15 protein-coding genes are annotated in these 15,380 nt (G+C 71.0%); 6 read left to right on the top strand and 9 right to left on the bottom strand.

Going from position 1 to position 15,380, the window contains the following annotated elements:
* Nucleotides 1–35 precede the first annotated feature (35 nt).
* Nucleotides 36–2,078, bottom strand: coding sequence for a WD40 repeat domain-containing protein (locus AB0C36_RS23490; protein WP_358356998.1), 2,043 nt, complete (start codon nt 2,076–2,078; stop codon nt 36–38).
* A gap of 444 nt (nt 2,079–2,522) precedes the next feature.
* Between AB0C36_RS23490 and AB0C36_RS23485 the strand changes: the two genes are divergently transcribed.
* The gene (locus AB0C36_RS23485) at nt 2,523–3,203 is read left to right on the top strand and encodes a helix-turn-helix domain-containing protein (RefSeq protein ID WP_358356997.1); all 681 of its coding nucleotides are present in this window, start codon (nt 2,523–2,525) and stop codon (nt 3,201–3,203) included.
* 47 nt (nt 3,204–3,250) lie between these two features.
* Here AB0C36_RS23485 and AB0C36_RS23480 read toward each other — a convergent pair whose 3' ends face one another.
* Complete coding sequence (locus AB0C36_RS23480) at nt 3,251–3,922, bottom strand: TetR/AcrR family transcriptional regulator (protein ID WP_358356995.1); 672 nt, start codon at nt 3,920–3,922, stop codon at nt 3,251–3,253.
* 89 nt (nt 3,923–4,011) lie between these two features.
* Here AB0C36_RS23480 and AB0C36_RS23475 point away from each other — a divergent pair, with 89 nt between their 5' ends.
* From AB0C36_RS23475 to AB0C36_RS23465, 3 genes are all read left to right on the top strand, one after another.
* Complete coding sequence (locus tag AB0C36_RS23475; protein WP_358356993.1) at nt 4,012–4,941, top strand: zinc-binding dehydrogenase; 930 nt, start codon at nt 4,012–4,014, stop codon at nt 4,939–4,941.
* A gap of 501 nt (nt 4,942–5,442) precedes the next feature.
* Complete coding sequence (locus AB0C36_RS23470) at nt 5,443–5,757, top strand: phosphotransferase family protein (protein WP_358356991.1); 315 nt, start codon at nt 5,443–5,445, stop codon at nt 5,755–5,757.
* A 9-nt stretch (nt 5,758–5,766) separates the two neighbouring features.
* Entirely contained in the window at nt 5,767–6,147 is a 381-nt protein-coding gene (locus AB0C36_RS23465) for a hypothetical protein (RefSeq protein WP_358356989.1), read from the top strand.
* A 222-nt stretch (nt 6,148–6,369) separates the two neighbouring features.
* On the opposite strand, the gene AB0C36_RS23460 is transcribed toward AB0C36_RS23465, so the two are convergent.
* The 5 genes from AB0C36_RS23460 to AB0C36_RS23440 form a co-directional block, all read right to left on the bottom strand.
* Nucleotides 6,370–7,167 carry an SDR family NAD(P)-dependent oxidoreductase gene (locus AB0C36_RS23460; protein WP_358356987.1) on the bottom strand — a complete coding sequence of 266 codons (798 nt, stop codon included), beginning with the start codon at nt 7,165–7,167 and terminating at the stop codon, nt 6,370–6,372.
* Between the two features lie 105 nt (nt 7,168–7,272).
* Nucleotides 7,273–8,574 carry an RNA polymerase sigma factor gene (locus AB0C36_RS23455; protein WP_358356985.1) on the bottom strand — a complete coding sequence of 434 codons (1,302 nt, stop codon included), beginning with the start codon at nt 8,572–8,574 and terminating at the stop codon, nt 7,273–7,275.
* Between the two features lie 83 nt (nt 8,575–8,657).
* On the bottom strand, nt 8,658–9,023 hold the full coding sequence (locus tag AB0C36_RS23450) for a YciI family protein (protein ID WP_358356983.1): 366 nt from the start codon (nt 9,021–9,023) through the stop codon (nt 8,658–8,660).
* A gap of 169 nt (nt 9,024–9,192) precedes the next feature.
* A complete protein-coding gene (locus AB0C36_RS23445) occupies nt 9,193–9,855 on the bottom strand; it encodes a response regulator (RefSeq protein ID WP_358356982.1) in 663 nt (220 codons plus the stop codon).
* Complete coding sequence (locus AB0C36_RS23440) at nt 9,830–11,008, bottom strand: sensor histidine kinase (RefSeq protein WP_358356980.1); 1,179 nt, start codon at nt 11,006–11,008, stop codon at nt 9,830–9,832. Before AB0C36_RS23440 ends, AB0C36_RS23445 begins: the two co-directional genes overlap by 26 nt.
* A 175-nt stretch (nt 11,009–11,183) precedes the next feature.
* Between AB0C36_RS23440 and AB0C36_RS23435 the strand changes: the two genes are divergently transcribed.
* Nucleotides 11,184–13,463 carry an MMPL family transporter gene (locus tag AB0C36_RS23435; RefSeq protein ID WP_358356978.1) on the top strand — a complete coding sequence of 760 codons (2,280 nt, stop codon included), beginning with the start codon at nt 11,184–11,186 and terminating at the stop codon, nt 13,461–13,463.
* Between the two features lie 89 nt (nt 13,464–13,552).
* Here the strand turns inward: AB0C36_RS23435 and AB0C36_RS23430 are convergent, their stop codons facing one another.
* Together AB0C36_RS23430 and AB0C36_RS23425 are read right to left on the bottom strand one after the other, a co-directional pair.
* Nucleotides 13,553–13,966, bottom strand: a complete 414-nt coding sequence (locus AB0C36_RS23430; protein WP_358356976.1) for a VOC family protein — start codon at nt 13,964–13,966, stop codon at nt 13,553–13,555.
* A 374-nt stretch (nt 13,967–14,340) separates the two neighbouring features.
* Complete coding sequence (locus tag AB0C36_RS23425; protein ID WP_358356974.1) at nt 14,341–15,036, bottom strand: hypothetical protein; 696 nt, start codon at nt 15,034–15,036, stop codon at nt 14,341–14,343.
* 189 nt (nt 15,037–15,225) lie between these two features.
* On the opposite strand from AB0C36_RS23425, the gene AB0C36_RS23420 reads away from it, so the two are divergent.
* Nucleotides 15,226–15,380 (top strand): DUF5670 family protein (locus tag AB0C36_RS23420; protein ID WP_358357068.1); only part of this gene is annotated, 155 nt, incomplete at its 3' end.

Genomic DNA, 15,380 nt, shown 5'->3' with positions numbered 1-15,380 from the left:
GCTTCGCAGGAGCAGGGTGGCACTCGAAGCGTTGGTCAGTCGCCTCGAACTGTGGACTCGATCGCGCCGTCCGCCCCGACCGCGTACCCGTGCAACCCGTCCTCGGACGCGACGAAGAGGCGCGACTCGGCGGCCGCGAGCGCAACGACCGGCGAGCGTACGGCAATCTCCGCAACACACCGCAACTCAGCCAGGTCCCACAGGCGTACCGTCCGGTCCTTGCTGCCGCTGGCCAGAAGGGTGCGCCCGCCGAGCGGCAGGAGACACAGCCCGCGGACCCAGTCCCGGTGCCCGGTCAACACGCGCTTGGTACGTCCCGTCACGGGATCCCACAGACGCACGGTGCCGTCGTGGCTGCCGCTGGCCGGCAGGATCCGGCCGTCGACCGGCACTCCGCACACGGTGTTGACCCAGCCGCGGTGTCCGACCAGAGGCTTGGGGTGGTCGTCGGACGCGATGTCCCACAGCCAGGCGTAGTTGTCCCAGCCGGTACCGGCCAGCAGAGTGCGGTCCGCCAGCGGGAGGGCGCATATGGCCTGGAGTCTGCCCTTGTGGCGGGCCACGGTGCGCAGGTGCTCGCCGGTCGCGGGGTCCCAGAGGCGTACGTGCGCCACGTAATCCGTCCCCGGCTCTCCGCAGGTGGCCAGCAACTGCCGCCCGCCGGACGGCACCGTGCACACGGACATGAACCGATCGGAGACCAACTCCCCTTCGGCGGTGCGGGCGTAAGCGCCTGTTCCGGGGCGGCTCGGGAGCGCCGGGTCCCACAGGTACCCGATCATGCGGACCTCCTGGCCCGCGGCAGGATCGTGCAGCCGGATGGTGCCGTTGCGGGCGGCGACAGCGAGGAGCGTCCGGTCCTCGACAGACAGCGCGCAGACCCCGCCGACCCAGTCACGGGTGAAATGGGTCTCCGTGCGGTCCAACACATCCGTACGAGTGCCGAGTTCCGCGTCCCATAGGCGAACCGCCCCGTTGCCGGCGCCGCTCGCCACCAGGGTCCGGCTCCCGAGCGGCAACGTGCAGACCGACTCCACGTGGTCGGGCAGGCCCGGGTCCGCCGCGGACTGGCCGGCGGCGTCCCACAGCCGCACCATCCCGTCGAACTTGCCGCCCCCACTGGCGAGCAGGGTCCGGCCGCCGACGTGCGGGAGTGCGCATACGCCACCCCAGACCGGGCCCGTGTGCCCCCGAAGGGTACGCAGCAGCTCTCCGGTGCTCGCGTCCCACACCCGCACCCCGTCGTCCCCGCTGCCTGCGCCGGCCAGACCGGTGCGTTCACCCAACTGCACGGGGCACAGCCCGAAGGTCAACCGCGCGTGGGCGTCGAGCGTGGGCAGCAGTCGACCGGTGGCCGGGTCCCACACCAGGACCTTGTCGCCCGCGCTGGCCAGTACCGTGCGGCCTGCGATCGACAGTGCGCACAGTGCGTACACCGGCCCGGTGTGGCCCTCGACGGTGGTCCTGAGAGGGTGGGGGAAAGCGTCGGACTTGCGGTACGGGTCGGGCCTGCCCCTGAGTTCGCGCAGCAGCGTGCCGGTGGCCGCGTCCCACAGCCGGATCGTGCCGTCATCGCCCCCGGCGGCCAGTACGGTGCGGTCGGCGAGGGTGAAGGCACACAGCCCGCGCACCGGGTGGGTGCGCATGTCCGGCTCCGTATGCGCGTCCAGACAGCGCAAGAGGCGGCCGGAACTCGGATCCCACAGGCGTACGGTGCCGTCGTCCACGCCGCTCGCCAGCAGCATGAGGCCGTCGACCGGCACCGGGCAGAGCGCGTTGACCACTTGGCCGCCGCGTCCCGACAAGGTGCGAAGGAGCTCGCCGGTACGCGGATTCCACAGTTGCACCGCCGCATCGTGGCCGCCGGCGGCCAGCATCATCTCCCCGTCGACGGGGAGCGCGCACAGCGCGTACACCGGGGATCGCTGCTCGCCCAGGACGAGAGTCTCCTCGCCGGTGGCCGGATCCCAGATACGGATCAGGCCGTCACTGGTTCCGCAGGCAACCCGCGTCGCTTCCGCCAACTCCAGTGCGCACAGGGCCTGGACGGCTTCGGCCCCGCAATCGAACGACGCCACGTCGTCACGCCGCGGCCCCACCGCCCACAATTCCCGGTGCGCCGGCACACCTCTCACCGCCCCCCCTAAATGCGCAGACACTATATGCAACCACCAGGACAGGGATGCCCAACTACCTGGGCGTGAACATCGGTTGGCCGGTCAGCGCATTGGGGCAGATGTCCAAGCGCGAGGTCGCCCGCGCTGTGTGGTTGCCTAGAGCAGGCTGCTCGCCTCCCAACCAAAGCCGCCCGACCCGTTGGCCGAGCACTCCGTATGAACCCACTTGCCCCCGTGCGCGGATTGTCGGTTCCGCGTGCGCACAACGCCGATTTCCGGATGGCGACAGTGCGATTGTCGTTGCGTCCGCCGTCAGACCCTCCGGGGCGCGATCCGATCTTGGAGGACGCAGTGCACCAGGGTTCCGTCGCGCGGCCTGTCGCCCCAACCCCGGTGATCGCTGGCGTGCTCCCCGCCGGAGTGCTGACGAGCCCCGCGATACGCGACGCCGGCGCCCGCCGTGACATCGGGGAGATCTTCCGGCTCGCGCGCCGCGACGCGGGCCTGAGCATCAGCCGGATGGCGCGCTTGTGCGACATGACGCCGAGCCGCGTCAGCGCGTACGTGCGAGGTGCCTCGCAGGCCCGCGACCAGCGTGTGATCGAACGCGTCGCCGACGGCCTGCGCATCCCGGGCGAGATCCTCGGGTTGCGCAGCCGCCCGTGGGAGGGCGGCCCACACCCCTCGGCCCCCTCGCCACACCCCTGCAACGCACAGGAGCCGCCGTTCCTGGGCGAGGTGGCGACGGGGGTCGAGGTGGAGGTCGGCCCGGACGGCCTGATGCGCGTCACGTACCGGCATACGGTGGTCAACACGACCGGTCGGCCGATCTCCCGACTGCCCCAGCAGCTCACGTTCCCCGAGGGCAAGGGGGCGCTCACGCTCGTCCCCGTGCCCGGTCCCGCGTACGGCTTCACCATCGAAGACCTGTATGACGCCGGGACGTTCGCGACTTTCACCTGCCGGATGACCGCGCCGATCCGGGTCGGCGACGTGGCGGTCGTCGCGTACCGGTGCAGCTCGATGCGCTACGTCCGCAACAGCACGGCGTCGAAGGCCGGGCTGGAAGGAGCCGGACGACGGTGAAGGTTCTGTCGTGGTTGCGCGCGCGTGGCACGGCCGCTGTCGAGTCCTCAGCGGATCTGTCCGGCGACAGCCTCTCGGGGTACGGCCGGCAGCGTCATGGTGCCCGGGATCGCCGCGAACACGGCGCGCAGTTCGTCAGCGAGGGCTTTGCGCCCCGGTTCGCGCGGCAGTTCGACCCAGGTCTCCATCGCGCGGCGGGTGGCAGCGACCAGGACGTCGAGCGCGAGGCGGGGGCGCGGGTCCTGCGGCTCGTCGAAGGCCAGTCTGCGGTGCAGCGTGGACAGGGACGAGCGGATGGTGCGGTCGCAGAAGTGCAGGCCGTGAGCGTCCATCGACGGCGTCTTGGCGGCCAAGCGGCGGCTGAGCCGGACCCGGGAGGGCCAGTCCTCGTCCGTCATGCGGTCCACCGCGGCGAGCAGGGACTCCTGTAGGAACTCCAGGAGAGTGTCGCCGCCGGGGGTGCGGCGCTCCAGTTCGTCGACGAACGCCGCCCACATGTCCTGGGTCGGCGCCATCACCACGTCTTCCTTGCTCGCGAAGTTGCGGAAGAACGTGCGCTTGGAGACCTCGACCGCCTCGCACAGCTCGTCCAGCGTCGCACCGTCGAAACCGCGTTCGGTGAACAGTTCCAGGGCGGTGCCGATCAGCGCCTCGCGCGTGCGCAGTTTCTTGCGTTCGCGGAGCGAGGGGCCGGCGTCGAGGTTGCGGGTGGCAGTCATCGTGCGTCGAGTGTAGCGAAGAGGCGAACGCCCCTGATAGGTTTTTGCCACTGAGTGGCACTATTGGTCCAGCGGAAGGCACCACCGGCATGCGCGCACTCCTCATCGACCGCTCTGTTCCGGGCAACCTCCGTCTCGGACAGGTCCCTGCACCAAGCCCGGCCCCTCACCAGGCCCTGGTCCGCATCCGAGCCACATCCCTCAACTACGGGGAGGCCAAGCACGTCCTTGCCTCCGCGCCCGAAGGGTCCGTCCCGGGCTGGGACGCGGCAGGCGTGGTCGAGCGCGCCGCCGCGGACGGATCCGGCCCACCGGCCGGCACACCCGTCGTCACCCTCGCCCCCGACGGCGCATGGGCGGAACTGCGTGCCGTGGACACCAGTTGGCTCGGGACCGTACCCGCCGGTGCCGACCTCGGCGCGATCGCCACCGTCCCGGTTGCCGGAGCCAGCGCTCTGCGCGCCCTGCGGCGCCTGGGGCCGCTCCTCGGGCGCCGCGTCCTCATCACCGGCGCCACCGGCGGCGTGGGCCGGTACGCGGTGCAACTGGCACGCCGAGCGGGCGCACACGTCATCGCCTCGACCGGTGCCCCCGCCACCCACAGGGACGGACTGCAGGCCTTGGGAGCACACGAAGTCATCGGAAATCCAACGGAATTGACCGCCACCGTCCACGGCGTCGTGGACATGGTCGGCGGTCCGCAACTCGTCGAGGCCTACGCGCGACTCACCGAACACGGCACCCTCGTCTCCGTCGGCCGCGCCACGGACGCTCCCGAGCAGTTCGCGTCCGGCGCCTTCTCCGGTGCGCCCGAAGGCCACGACCGCTCGATCACGAGCTTCTTCCTCCTCCGATGCACCGACGTCGGACCGGACTTGTCCTTCCTTGCCAAGCTGGTGGCCGAGGGCAGCGTGGATCCTCACATCACCTGGCGCGCCCCATGGGACAAAGCCTCCGAAGGCATCGCGGCGCTCCTGGACCGCACGGTGCACGGCAAGGCCGTCCTGGACATCCCCTGACTCGCGCAACCCAGCGCACTCTTCGCGCCCGCAGGACAGGCGCGCATGCGGGTGGGAACAGTACTTACGAGCACCGCGTACCCCATGAACAGCTGGGTGTACCGCAGAGATTGCACAAACACGGGCCTTGAGACCAGTTCGCATTCCCGTACGCGTCCCGCGCTGCTGGCCCGCTGCTCAGGCCGGCAGCCTCTGCGGAACCTCTGCCGCTGTTCGCGGCGGTCACTGTGCGCGGCGACCACCCGGTTCCCGGACGCTGGGGCGGGGCCCCTGATGAGGTGACGACCGGGCAGGGTGGACGGATGTCCGAGTCGTCCTTGCCGGGAGGTTTCGTCAATGCCGTCGTGCGTGTCGGGGACACGGTGCGCCGTCCGGCGTCTGCCCGCTCGGGGTTCGTGGCTGATCTGCTGAGGTTGTTCGAAGCCGGGGGCTGGACCGGGGCTCCGCGCTGCTTCGGTGCGGACGAGAAGGGTCGCGAAGTACTCAGTTACCTTGCCGGGCATGTGGCGTGGGAGTCGCGACAACCTGCGGCTGTGTCGTCGGACGAGAGTCTCGAGGCGGGTGGCCCGACTGGTACGCGAGTTCCACGACCTGACAGCCGGCACCGCCTTGGCTGGAGAGCACGAGGTCGTGTGCCACAACGACTTGTCGCCCAGGAACACGGTCTATCGCCCGGTCAGCGGCTCGCGTCGGCCGGTGGCGTTCATCGACTGGGACCTGGCCGCACCGGGCGCCCGCATTGACGACGTGGCTCCGTTCGGAGAAGAAGATCGAGCTGTGTCACGGCCGGCAGAGCAGGGCGAGCAAGGTAACTAGGCTGACCGGGTGATTGATGCGTATCCCTTCGCCGACGGGCAGAACCTGGCTTGGGAGCTGATCGGCTTCGGGCCCGACGAACAGCCGCGCTCCTGCGTGGGGATCTCACGAGCGCAGTTCATCGCGGTGCGGCACCTCTTCGACGTTGAGGGCGACGAGTGGATGATGTCCGGCGTCTACGCCGTTCCGCCGGGTGTCTGGGACCAGATGCGCGGTGTTCTTGGGTCGGTCGAACTTGTCGCCGGTGTGGACTACTTTCTCGGGGCGTGCCAGGACCTCCCCGATGGGCGGGTTTGGCTGCCTTCACGGGACGGAGACGTCTGTCCCGCTCCTGTTCCGCCACCTGGACTGTCACTGGAGTTGGACGAGTACGAGGACGAGGATTCGTAGCAGTTCGAACGATGCGCGCCCCGGCGGCCCACATGACTCGGGATCACGATGTGGCGAGCAGCGGGCGGGGGCACGGGCGTTGGGGTGACCGGCCTGTGGTTCGGTCTGCGTGTGGGCGAGCGCCCGTCTGTTGGCGTACGGCCTGCGCAGGCTGGGGGGCGGCGGGCGTGTCAACGCCGGCTGGCGCCCGGGCCGCCGCCCCCGGACCTGCGTCTCGGCGGCCTAGTCCAGCAGCGACCCCGCCGTCACGCTCGTCACCGTCCCGGTCATCCCGCCCGCGCCGGGTGAGGCGAGGAACACGGCTGTTGCCGCCACTTCGGCGAGCGTGACGGGGCGTCCGAGGAGAGCGCCGGGTCCGCCGGGGTCGATGTCCGCGCGGGTGCCCGCCATCTCGGCCATGCGTTCCGCGGCGTGCTCCCACACCTCACCGGCGTGCGATCCGTAGGCGACGGTCTCCGGCATGCCGTCGGGGCGCAGGCAGACCACGCGCACACCGTACGACGCCAACTCCCCCGCCAGTTGCCGGGACAGCGCCTCGACCGCCGCACACGCCGGGCCGAACCCGTTCGACGGCAGCGACATCCGTGCCGCGGTGGTGGACAACGTCAGGATGACACCGCTGCGTTGGGCCTTCATGTGCCGGGCGGCCGCGGTCGTGGTGAGGAACTGGGTGGTGCTGTAGGTCGTGATCGGCAGCAGGAAGTCCCCCGTTGCGAGGCTCAGTAGAGACGCCCCCTGCACGTGGTGCACACCGATGGCGTTGAAGCTGATGTCGAGCGATCCGGACGCGGCCACGTGCGCCGCGTGGGCGTCCACCGACGCCTTGTCGAGCGCGTCGACCTCGGCGGCCTCGGCGCGGCCGCCGTCCGCGACGATCTGCCGTGCGACCGCCTCGACCTTGGCCGACGTCCGGCCGGCCAGGAAGAGCCGGGCGCCCTCGCGGGCGTACGCGCGGGCCACCGCGCCTCCGATGGCCCCGCCGGCACCGTAGACCACCGCGTTCTTGTTCTTGAGCTGCATGTCGGGCTCCACATCGTTCCGGGCTCCCGAGCGGGAGTCAGCCGACCGACGAACGGCCCGACGCGGTATCGACATCTCAAGTCAACGATCACCGGATTTTCTCCGCTACCGGCCCTCCTCCTCGACCTCGCGGAGCCTGCGGGCGAGATAGCGCCGATCCGGTTCCGCTCGAGCCAGGTCCAGGGCCTGGGCGTACGCGATGGCCGCCTCGTCGCGCCGACCCAGCCGCCGCAACAGGTCCGCCCGGGTCGCGGGCAACAGGTGGTACCCCGCCAACCGCCCCGACTCCTCCAGTTGCGAGACCAGTTCCAGCCCGGCGGCCGGCCCGGCCGACATCGCGACCGCCACCGCACGGTTCAGTTCGATCACCGGCGACGGGGTCGTCTCGGCCAGCCGCCCGTACAAGGCGGCGATCAGCGCCCAGTCGGTCTCCGCGGCCGTACCCGCCACGGCATGCACGTTCGCGATCGCCGCCTGCAGCTGGTACGGCCCGACCCGTTCCACCGCGACTGCCTCGTCCAGCAGCCGCGACGCCTCCGCGATCGCCTCGCGGTCCCACCGCGACCGGTCCTGCTCCTCCAACGGCACGAAGTCGCCCGCCTCGTCGACCCGCGCCGCGCGCCGGGCATCGTGCGTACGCATCAGCGCGAGCAACCCCAGCACCTCGGGCTCCCCCGGCAGCAGTTCGGCCAGCAGACGGCCCAACCGCACGGCCTCGTCGCCGAGTCGGCGCCGGATCAGGTCCGCGCCCGACGTCGCCGAGTACCCCTCGTTGTAGAGGAGGTAGACGACCGAGAGGACAGCGTCCGTACGCCGCGGCAACTCCTCGCGGGCAGGCACCTCGTACGGAATGCGCGCGTCCCGGATCCGCCGCTTCGCCCGCACCAGGCGCTGCGCCATGGTGGCCTCGGGCACCAGGAACGCCCGTGCGATCTCCGGGGTTTCGAGCCCCACGACGGTCCGCAGCGTCAGGGCCACCCTTGCTTCGAAAGGCAGTTGCGGATGACAGCAGGTGAAGACCAGCCGCAATCGGTCGTCGGGTACGCCGTCTTCCGCGGCCGCATGGGCAACCGCCGCCGCGTCCGCCGCGTCGGCGTCCGCACCCGCGGAAAGCTCCGCGGCCTGCCGCATCTTCTCCGCCCCGACCGCTTCGCGGCGCAGGCGGTCGACCGCCCGGTTTCGCGCGGTCGTGGTGAGCCATGCGCCGGGCCGGTCCGGCACTCCGTCGCGCGGCCACGTCTCCAGGGCGCGGGCGAACGCGTCCTGCGCGCACTCCTCGGCCAGGTCCCAGTCGCGGGTACGAGCGATCAACGTCGCCACGATCTGCGCCCACTCGGCGCGGAACGCCTCCGCGACGGCGGTCGCGGCGTCCCCGCCGGTCCTGCCGGCGGCCCCGTTACCGTGCATGACCCCGGCACGCTGCATGCCTCCGGCACCGTGCGTGGCCCCGCGAGCGGCTCCGGCGCCCGGGCCGGGTTCCGGCGTACGCATCAGGCTCCCGGCGTACGCTCGACCCGCGCCTCGCTCCACACCGGCCGCACCTCGACGACCCCATGCCCCGCGAACGGGTGCCGCGCGGCGATCTCGACCGCCTCGTCCGCGTCCGCGCACTCGATCATGACGAAGCCGCCGATCTGCTCCTTCGTCTCCATGAACGGACCGTCGGACACCACGACTTCGCCGCCGTGCGCGCGTACCGACAACGCATCCGCACTCGGCCGCAACCGCGCACCCGAAAGCAGTACGCCGCGCCGCGTCATCTCCTCGGTCCACGCACTGTGGGCCGGATGTGCCGCGATCTCGTCCGGCGTCAGGCAACGCGCCTCGTCGTCGCAGATCATCAACATGAACTTCATGGCTCTTCCCTACCGCACGCGACCGTCAACCGAGCGCCGCCACGCACCCCGACCAGCCCCGGCCGACCAGCCCGGCCGACTTGCCATCGGCCTTGCCCTCACGCGGCGTCCGGTGCACGGCCCCGCCGCGGCGCGCTGGCGAACGGGTGGAGGATCGCAACCAGCCGGCTCAGGGTCCGGGGAGGATACGGCGCGTTTCGTAGGCCCACATCGCGATCTCGACCCGATTGCGGGCGCCGAGTTTGGCCATCAGGCTCGCCAGATGGGTCTTCACCGTGCTGAGGCTGATGTGCAGTGCATCGGCGATCTCGGTGTTGGTCAGCCCGCGAGCGACGGCGAGGAGCACCTGCTCCTCGCGGGCGGTGACGGCGGAGACCGGCTGGGCCACGGGCCGGCCGGCGGGCAGGTCCGCGAATGCCTGGAGCAGACGGACGGTGACGCTGGGCGCAATGAGCGCGTCACCGCCGGACGCCGACCGTACGGCCTGGGCCAGCAGGTCTGGTCCCGTGTCCTTGAGGAGGAATCCGCGGGCGCCGGCACGCAGCGCGCCGTAGACGTACTCGTCGAGGTCGAAAGTGGTGATGACGACCACGACCAGCGGGTCGGCGACGCCCGGGCCGGCCACCAATCGGGTGGCCTCGAGCCCGTCGAGCGCGGGCATGCGGATGTCGAACAGGCAGACGTCGGGGCGCAGTTCGCGGGCCAGACGGACCGCTTCCCGTCCGTCGGCGGCCTCGCCGACCACCTCGATGTCGGGCTGGGCGTTCAGCATGATCCGCAGCCCGGTGCGGATGATGGCCTGGTCGTCAGCGACGAGGACGCGGATGGGCACCGCTCTCAGTCCTCCCTCTGGGCAGCTCGGCTTCGACATGCCAGCCCTGTTCGGCGCCGGGGCCGGCTTGTAGTTTGCCGCCGAGCAGGGCAGCGCGCTCGCGCAGTCCGGCAAGTCCGTATCCGGCACGGCCTCGACCGGTGCGGTGGCCGTTGTCACGTACGCTCACCCGTACCGTGTGCCGTTCCGCGCTGACCCGGACGACGACTTCGGTCGCGTCGACCGCATGGCGCATGGCGTTGGTCACCGACTCCTGCACGATGCGGTAGACGGCCGCGTCCACGGCCGGGGGCAGCGTGTCCAGTTCGCCGTCGAGACCCAGGTCGACTCTGAGGCGACCACCCGGGTTGCGCACCAGGCGCTCCAGATCCGCGACACCGGCAGGCGGCGCCAGCTCGGCGCCGGCCCCGCGGTTGCGCAGCGCTGTGACCATGGCGCGCATTTCCTCCAGCGTGCGCGCCCCTTCCTCCTCGACCCCGTCCAGCGCCTCGACGGCGGCGGACGGGTCGGTGCCCGCGAGCACCCGGCCCGCCTGGGCACGGATCACCATGGCCGAAACGTGGTGGGCCACCGTGTCGTGCAATTCCCGGGCGAGCTGCTCACGCTCGCGGGAGCGCATCTGCTCCAACTGCCGCTCACGACCGGTCACCCGGAACCGCACGGCAGCCCCGATCAAGCCGGGCAGCAACAGGAAGACAAAGCCCCCGGCCAGTTCGGCGGCCGGGGTTTCGTCCATGACGGCGCAGAGCGCGAAGGCCGTGAGAATGACCGCGCTGCCCAGCACGATCTCCCGTCCCGACCCCCACCGGGACAGCGCGTACACCAGCACGAACACGACCCCCGCGCCGGTGTCCAGGCCGACGGGCTCGCGCGATGCGGTGACAACCAGCGAGGCCAGCTGGAGCAGGGTCACCGAGCCGAACGCCAGCGTGACCATCATCAGCGGGCGAGTCCGGCGCCACAGGGGCAGCAGGCACAGCCATACGGCGAACACCACCGCCACCGGCCGCCACACGACGTGCTCGCGCAGGGTGGCCTCCAGCACCACACCGCTCAGGCCCGCGGCGAGCAGCATCCAGTCCCGCCACACCCGGGCGGGCGCGTCGGGCGGTCGGGGTTCGGTCCACAGGGTTCGCAGGTCGTCTCGCAGCACGGTTCTCAGCCTAGGGATCGCACCGTGCCGCGCATCGGCCGAAAGGACGGGGCTTCACCCCGTCCTTGGGCCGACGGATCCGCGGCCCGCGAGCCGATGCCGCGGAGCGCCGTGGCGACGAACCTCGGCATCGGCGGCCGTACAAGGACGGCCGCCGATGTGGTTGGAGGAACCGATGCTCTCGAAAGCCCTGTTGCGCCTGGGCGCAAGCGCCGCCCGCCATCCCTGGCGGGTGATCGCGGCATGGCTGATCGCCGCCGCGCTTGCCGTCCTCGCCGCGATCACCATCGGCGGACGGACCGCGGACTCGATGACCGCTCCGGGGCTCGACTCCCAACGGGCCGCGCAACTGATCGAGCGGGCCGGCACCGGCCAGGAGGGGATGACCGCGCAAGTGGTCGTCACCCCCCTCGACGGCGGCGCGACGTTCTTCGACCACGGCAGCGCGCGCGCCGCTCTCACGCGGCTGCAGACCGAGGTGCGGCGGCTGCCGCACGTGCTCGGCACCAGCGACCCGGCGGGAGCACTCGACGCAGGCGGGGACACCAGCGTGCGCGGCGGCCTTGTCTCGGCCGACGGTCGGATCGCGGTCGTCCGGGTGCAGTACCCCGACCAGAGCCGGCTGTCGGGCGAAGACCTCGACGCCCTCGTCGACCTCGGCGACCGGCTGCGCGCCGAACTGCCCCTGCGCATCGAGATGGGCGGGGACCTCTTCTACGCCTTCTCCGACCCCGACGGCGGCGCAAGCGAGCTGATCGGCATCCTCGCCGCGGCCGCGATCCTGTTCCTGGCGTTCGGTTCGCTCGTCGCCGCCGCGCTGCCGATCGGCATGGCGGTCTTCGGGCTGACCGTCGGGGTTGCCGCGATGACGGTACTGGCGGGGGTGACGGACGTCCCGACCTTCGCCCCTGTCCTGGGCAGCATGGTCGGGCTCGGAGTGGGCATCGACTACGCGCTGTTCGTGCTCGCCAGGCACCGGGAGTACCTCGCGCGCGGGCTCGACCCCCGCGAGGCGGCGGGGCGAGCGGTGGCCACGGCGGGGAGGCCGGTGGTCTTCGCCGGCGGCACCGTCGTCGTATCGATCTTCGGCATGGCGGTCGCGAACGTACCGTTCATGACGGTGGGCGGGCTCGCCGTCTCGATCGTCGTCCTGACCATGGTGCTCGCGTCGGTGACGCTGCTGCCGGCCTTCCTCGGCGCCGCCGGCCCGCGCCTGGGCCGGGCCGGCCTGATCGGCCGGGCTTTGCAGGCCAGGAGACCGGGCCGACTCGCACGGCGGCAGGACCCGGCGGCACGCGCCGCCCACGCCGCCGGGTGGCGTCGCTGGATCAAGCACGTCAGCCGGCACCCGGTGCCGTACGCGGTCGGCGCGGCGGGGCTGCTGCTGACCGCAACGCTGCCCGTGCTCGGCCTGCGCGTCGGCCTGCCCGACGACGGGTCAATGCCGCACAGCCGTACCGAGCGCCGGGCCTACGACCTCGTCGCCGAGGGATTCGGTCCGGGCACCAACGGTCCCCTCGTCATCGCCGCGGACCCCACCGGTGATCCGGGAGTGCTGGACCGACTCGTCACAACGGTCGCGGCGGATCCGGGCATCGCATCCGTCGCGCCGACGCACATCGATCCGGCCACCGGCATCGCGACCCTCGTGGTGTTCCCGACCACCAGCCCTCAGGACAAGGCCACGGCCGACACCATCGCCCGGCTGCGCACCGACGTGCTGCCCACGGCGATCGGGCACGGCCCGGCCAGGGCCCACGTCGGCGGCGCCGCCGCGAGCCTGTCCGATGTGGGCCAACGCACCAGCCAACGCCTGCCGGTGTTCGTCGCCACCGTGCTGGCGATGTCGTTCCTGCTGCTGATGGTGGTCTTCCGCTCGATACTCGTACCGCTCAAGGCGGTAGTGCTGAATCTGCTGAGCATCGGCGCGGCTTTCGGCATCATGGTCGCGGTCTTCCAGTGGGGCTGGGGAGGCGCGCTCATCGGGCTGGAAGCGACGGTTCCGATCGTGTCGTTCATCCCGATGTTCCTCTTCGCCATCCTGTTCGGCCTGTCGATGGACTACGAGGTGTTCCTCCTCTCCCGGGTACGCGAGGAGTACCTGCGCACCGGCGACAACGGCACGGCGATCGTCGAGGGCGTCTCGGGCACCGCCCGGATCATCACCTCGGCCGCCCTCATCATGGTGGCGGTCTTCCTGTCCTTCGCCGTCTCCGAGGACCCCTCCACCAAAATGTTCGGACTCGGCCTGGCCACCGCGATCTTCATCGACGCCACCGTCGTACGCATGGTGCTGGTACCGGCGACCATGACACTCCTCGGCCGGGCCAACTGGTGGCTGCCGAAGTGGCTGGACGCGATGCTTCCCCGCGGCCCGGTCGGCACCGACGACACCGGCGACACCGGCGCGGAATCCACGGGTGAGGCCCCGCGTCCACGGCTGGTTGACCGTTGACCCGACAGGCGGCTCTACGAGGGTGTGTCCGGGACGGCAGCGGCTCGCGCCGCGCCGTCCCAGGCGGTTGTGCAACAAGAGGTGCGCGGCTACTCGGCGTAGGGCTGGTCGGTTCCCTGGTCGCTGTAGCCCAGGCTCCAGATGTAGCCGTCCGGGTCGGCGAACGCACCGCCGTACCCGCCCCACGGCAGCGCGCCGCCGGGCTTGAGGACGTTGGCGCCGGCCTTGGCGGCCTCCGCGATGATCTCGTCGACGCGGGCCTCGCTGCGGACGACGTACGTCAGCACCAGCCCGCTGAAGCCGCTGCCTTCCGGTTCGGTGCCCACCTGGGCGGCCAGGCCCTCGCGGGCGTAGAAGCCGACCGGCGACGCCCCGTCCGACTCGAAGAACACCGAGACCCCGTAGTCGTTCTGGATCTTCCAGCCGAGTCCCTCGGCGTAGAACCGCTTGGTCTGCTCCATGTCCCGGACACCGAGCAGGATCGAGCTGACGTGTGCCTTCATGGCATGCTCCTTGAACTGTGAACTGTGAATCGTGAACTGCGGAAGTGTGCGCCCCGGTCCTCCGAGCCGGCACCCCGGTGTCGGGGTCGCGCGGAGTGGGGTGGGGTGCCGGACGTCAGGACCGCGTGGGGACGGGCGAGGCGTCGGCCTCCCAGACGAACCCGTCGGCCGGTGCGGTGGTTGCCATGACGATCACGCTACGGGCGACATCGTTGACCGCGCTTCTCGAATCCTGACCGGTCTCCTGAGACCCGCGTCGCCACGCACGCCCGGCGCCCCACCGGCCCGGTGTCGACGGTCGCGTATTTCCCAGGCCGCGCGGTTCAGAGTGCTCTGTGGAACGCTGCCGCCTCGTTGCGGCTACAGCAGTGATGTCAGATCCCCGAGACGATGAAGACCCCTGCCACGGTCAGGCATCCCAGCGCCACGGGATCCAGGCGCCTCCGTACGGCCGTGGCGCGAACCGCGGCCGCGCGTTTGCCAGGTGACTCCAGCCACAGGTAGGCGAGAAACCCGACCCCGGTCACGAGCGACAGAACGACCCACTGGATCGGACGTTCGTAGTAGACCGGTTCGCGGCCCAGCATCACGCAGATCAGCGCGGCGCCGAGCGCCACCACTGCCCACTTCAGCCAACTCCACGGCAGATAGAGCACGTCCATCACCACGAGCGCGCGGTCGATCGCAGTTTCGGTGCGCATCGACGGGTACGTCCCCAAGGTGACCCGCTCCGGTCCGGGCGCCCGGTTGCGAAGATCGGCGCGCAACTCCGCCACAGGGTCCCACGGCCCGGCCGCCGCGTCTGCGGTCGGCGCCTCCGGCGAGTACACGGCCTCGCGCCAAGCTGTGTCGGACGCCCGCCATCGGACATAGACGTTCTGGAGCTCGTTCACGTCATAGTCGACGGACGTTATGGTCCCGTCGGAAACCCCGGCGAGGAACTCCGCCGAGCTCGCCTCCTGCGGATGCTTGACCCAGATGACCAGCACCATCGACGTTGCGATAACTCCGGTCACGAGTATGCGCAGGACGTTCGCCAGCAGGAGACGAAGCCGAGAGCGTGTCGTCACAGGCAGCTCCGCTCGCGCCGACATGGGTGAGGATCCACCCGGAGGCTACCGATCGGTCCATCGCCGTCAGCGCGCGGCCTGCGTCCCCGACCTCTGACGCCTGCGCGCGGCACCAGACCGGCGTCCGTATCTGGGAGGCGCTCCATCTGGAGTTGGAGTGAAGGGGGGCGCTCCGGGCAGCGTGAGGTCATGATTCCGTTGATCGTGGTTCTGTTGCTGGCACTGGTGCTCTTCGGAGCGGGGTTCGCCCTCAAGGCGCTGTGGTGGATCGCTGTAATCGTCCTGGCTATATGGCTGCTGGGGTTCCTCTTCCGCAGCACCGGGGCAAGCGGCAGCCGCGGACG

The organism is Streptodolium elevatio, assembly GCF_040649515.1.
Taxonomy (GTDB): Bacteria; Actinomycetota; Actinomycetes; order Streptomycetales; family Streptomycetaceae; genus Yinghuangia; species Yinghuangia elevatio.
The sequence above is the reverse complement of the archived record's forward strand: the minus strand, read 5'-3'. Positions and strand labels throughout refer to the sequence as shown.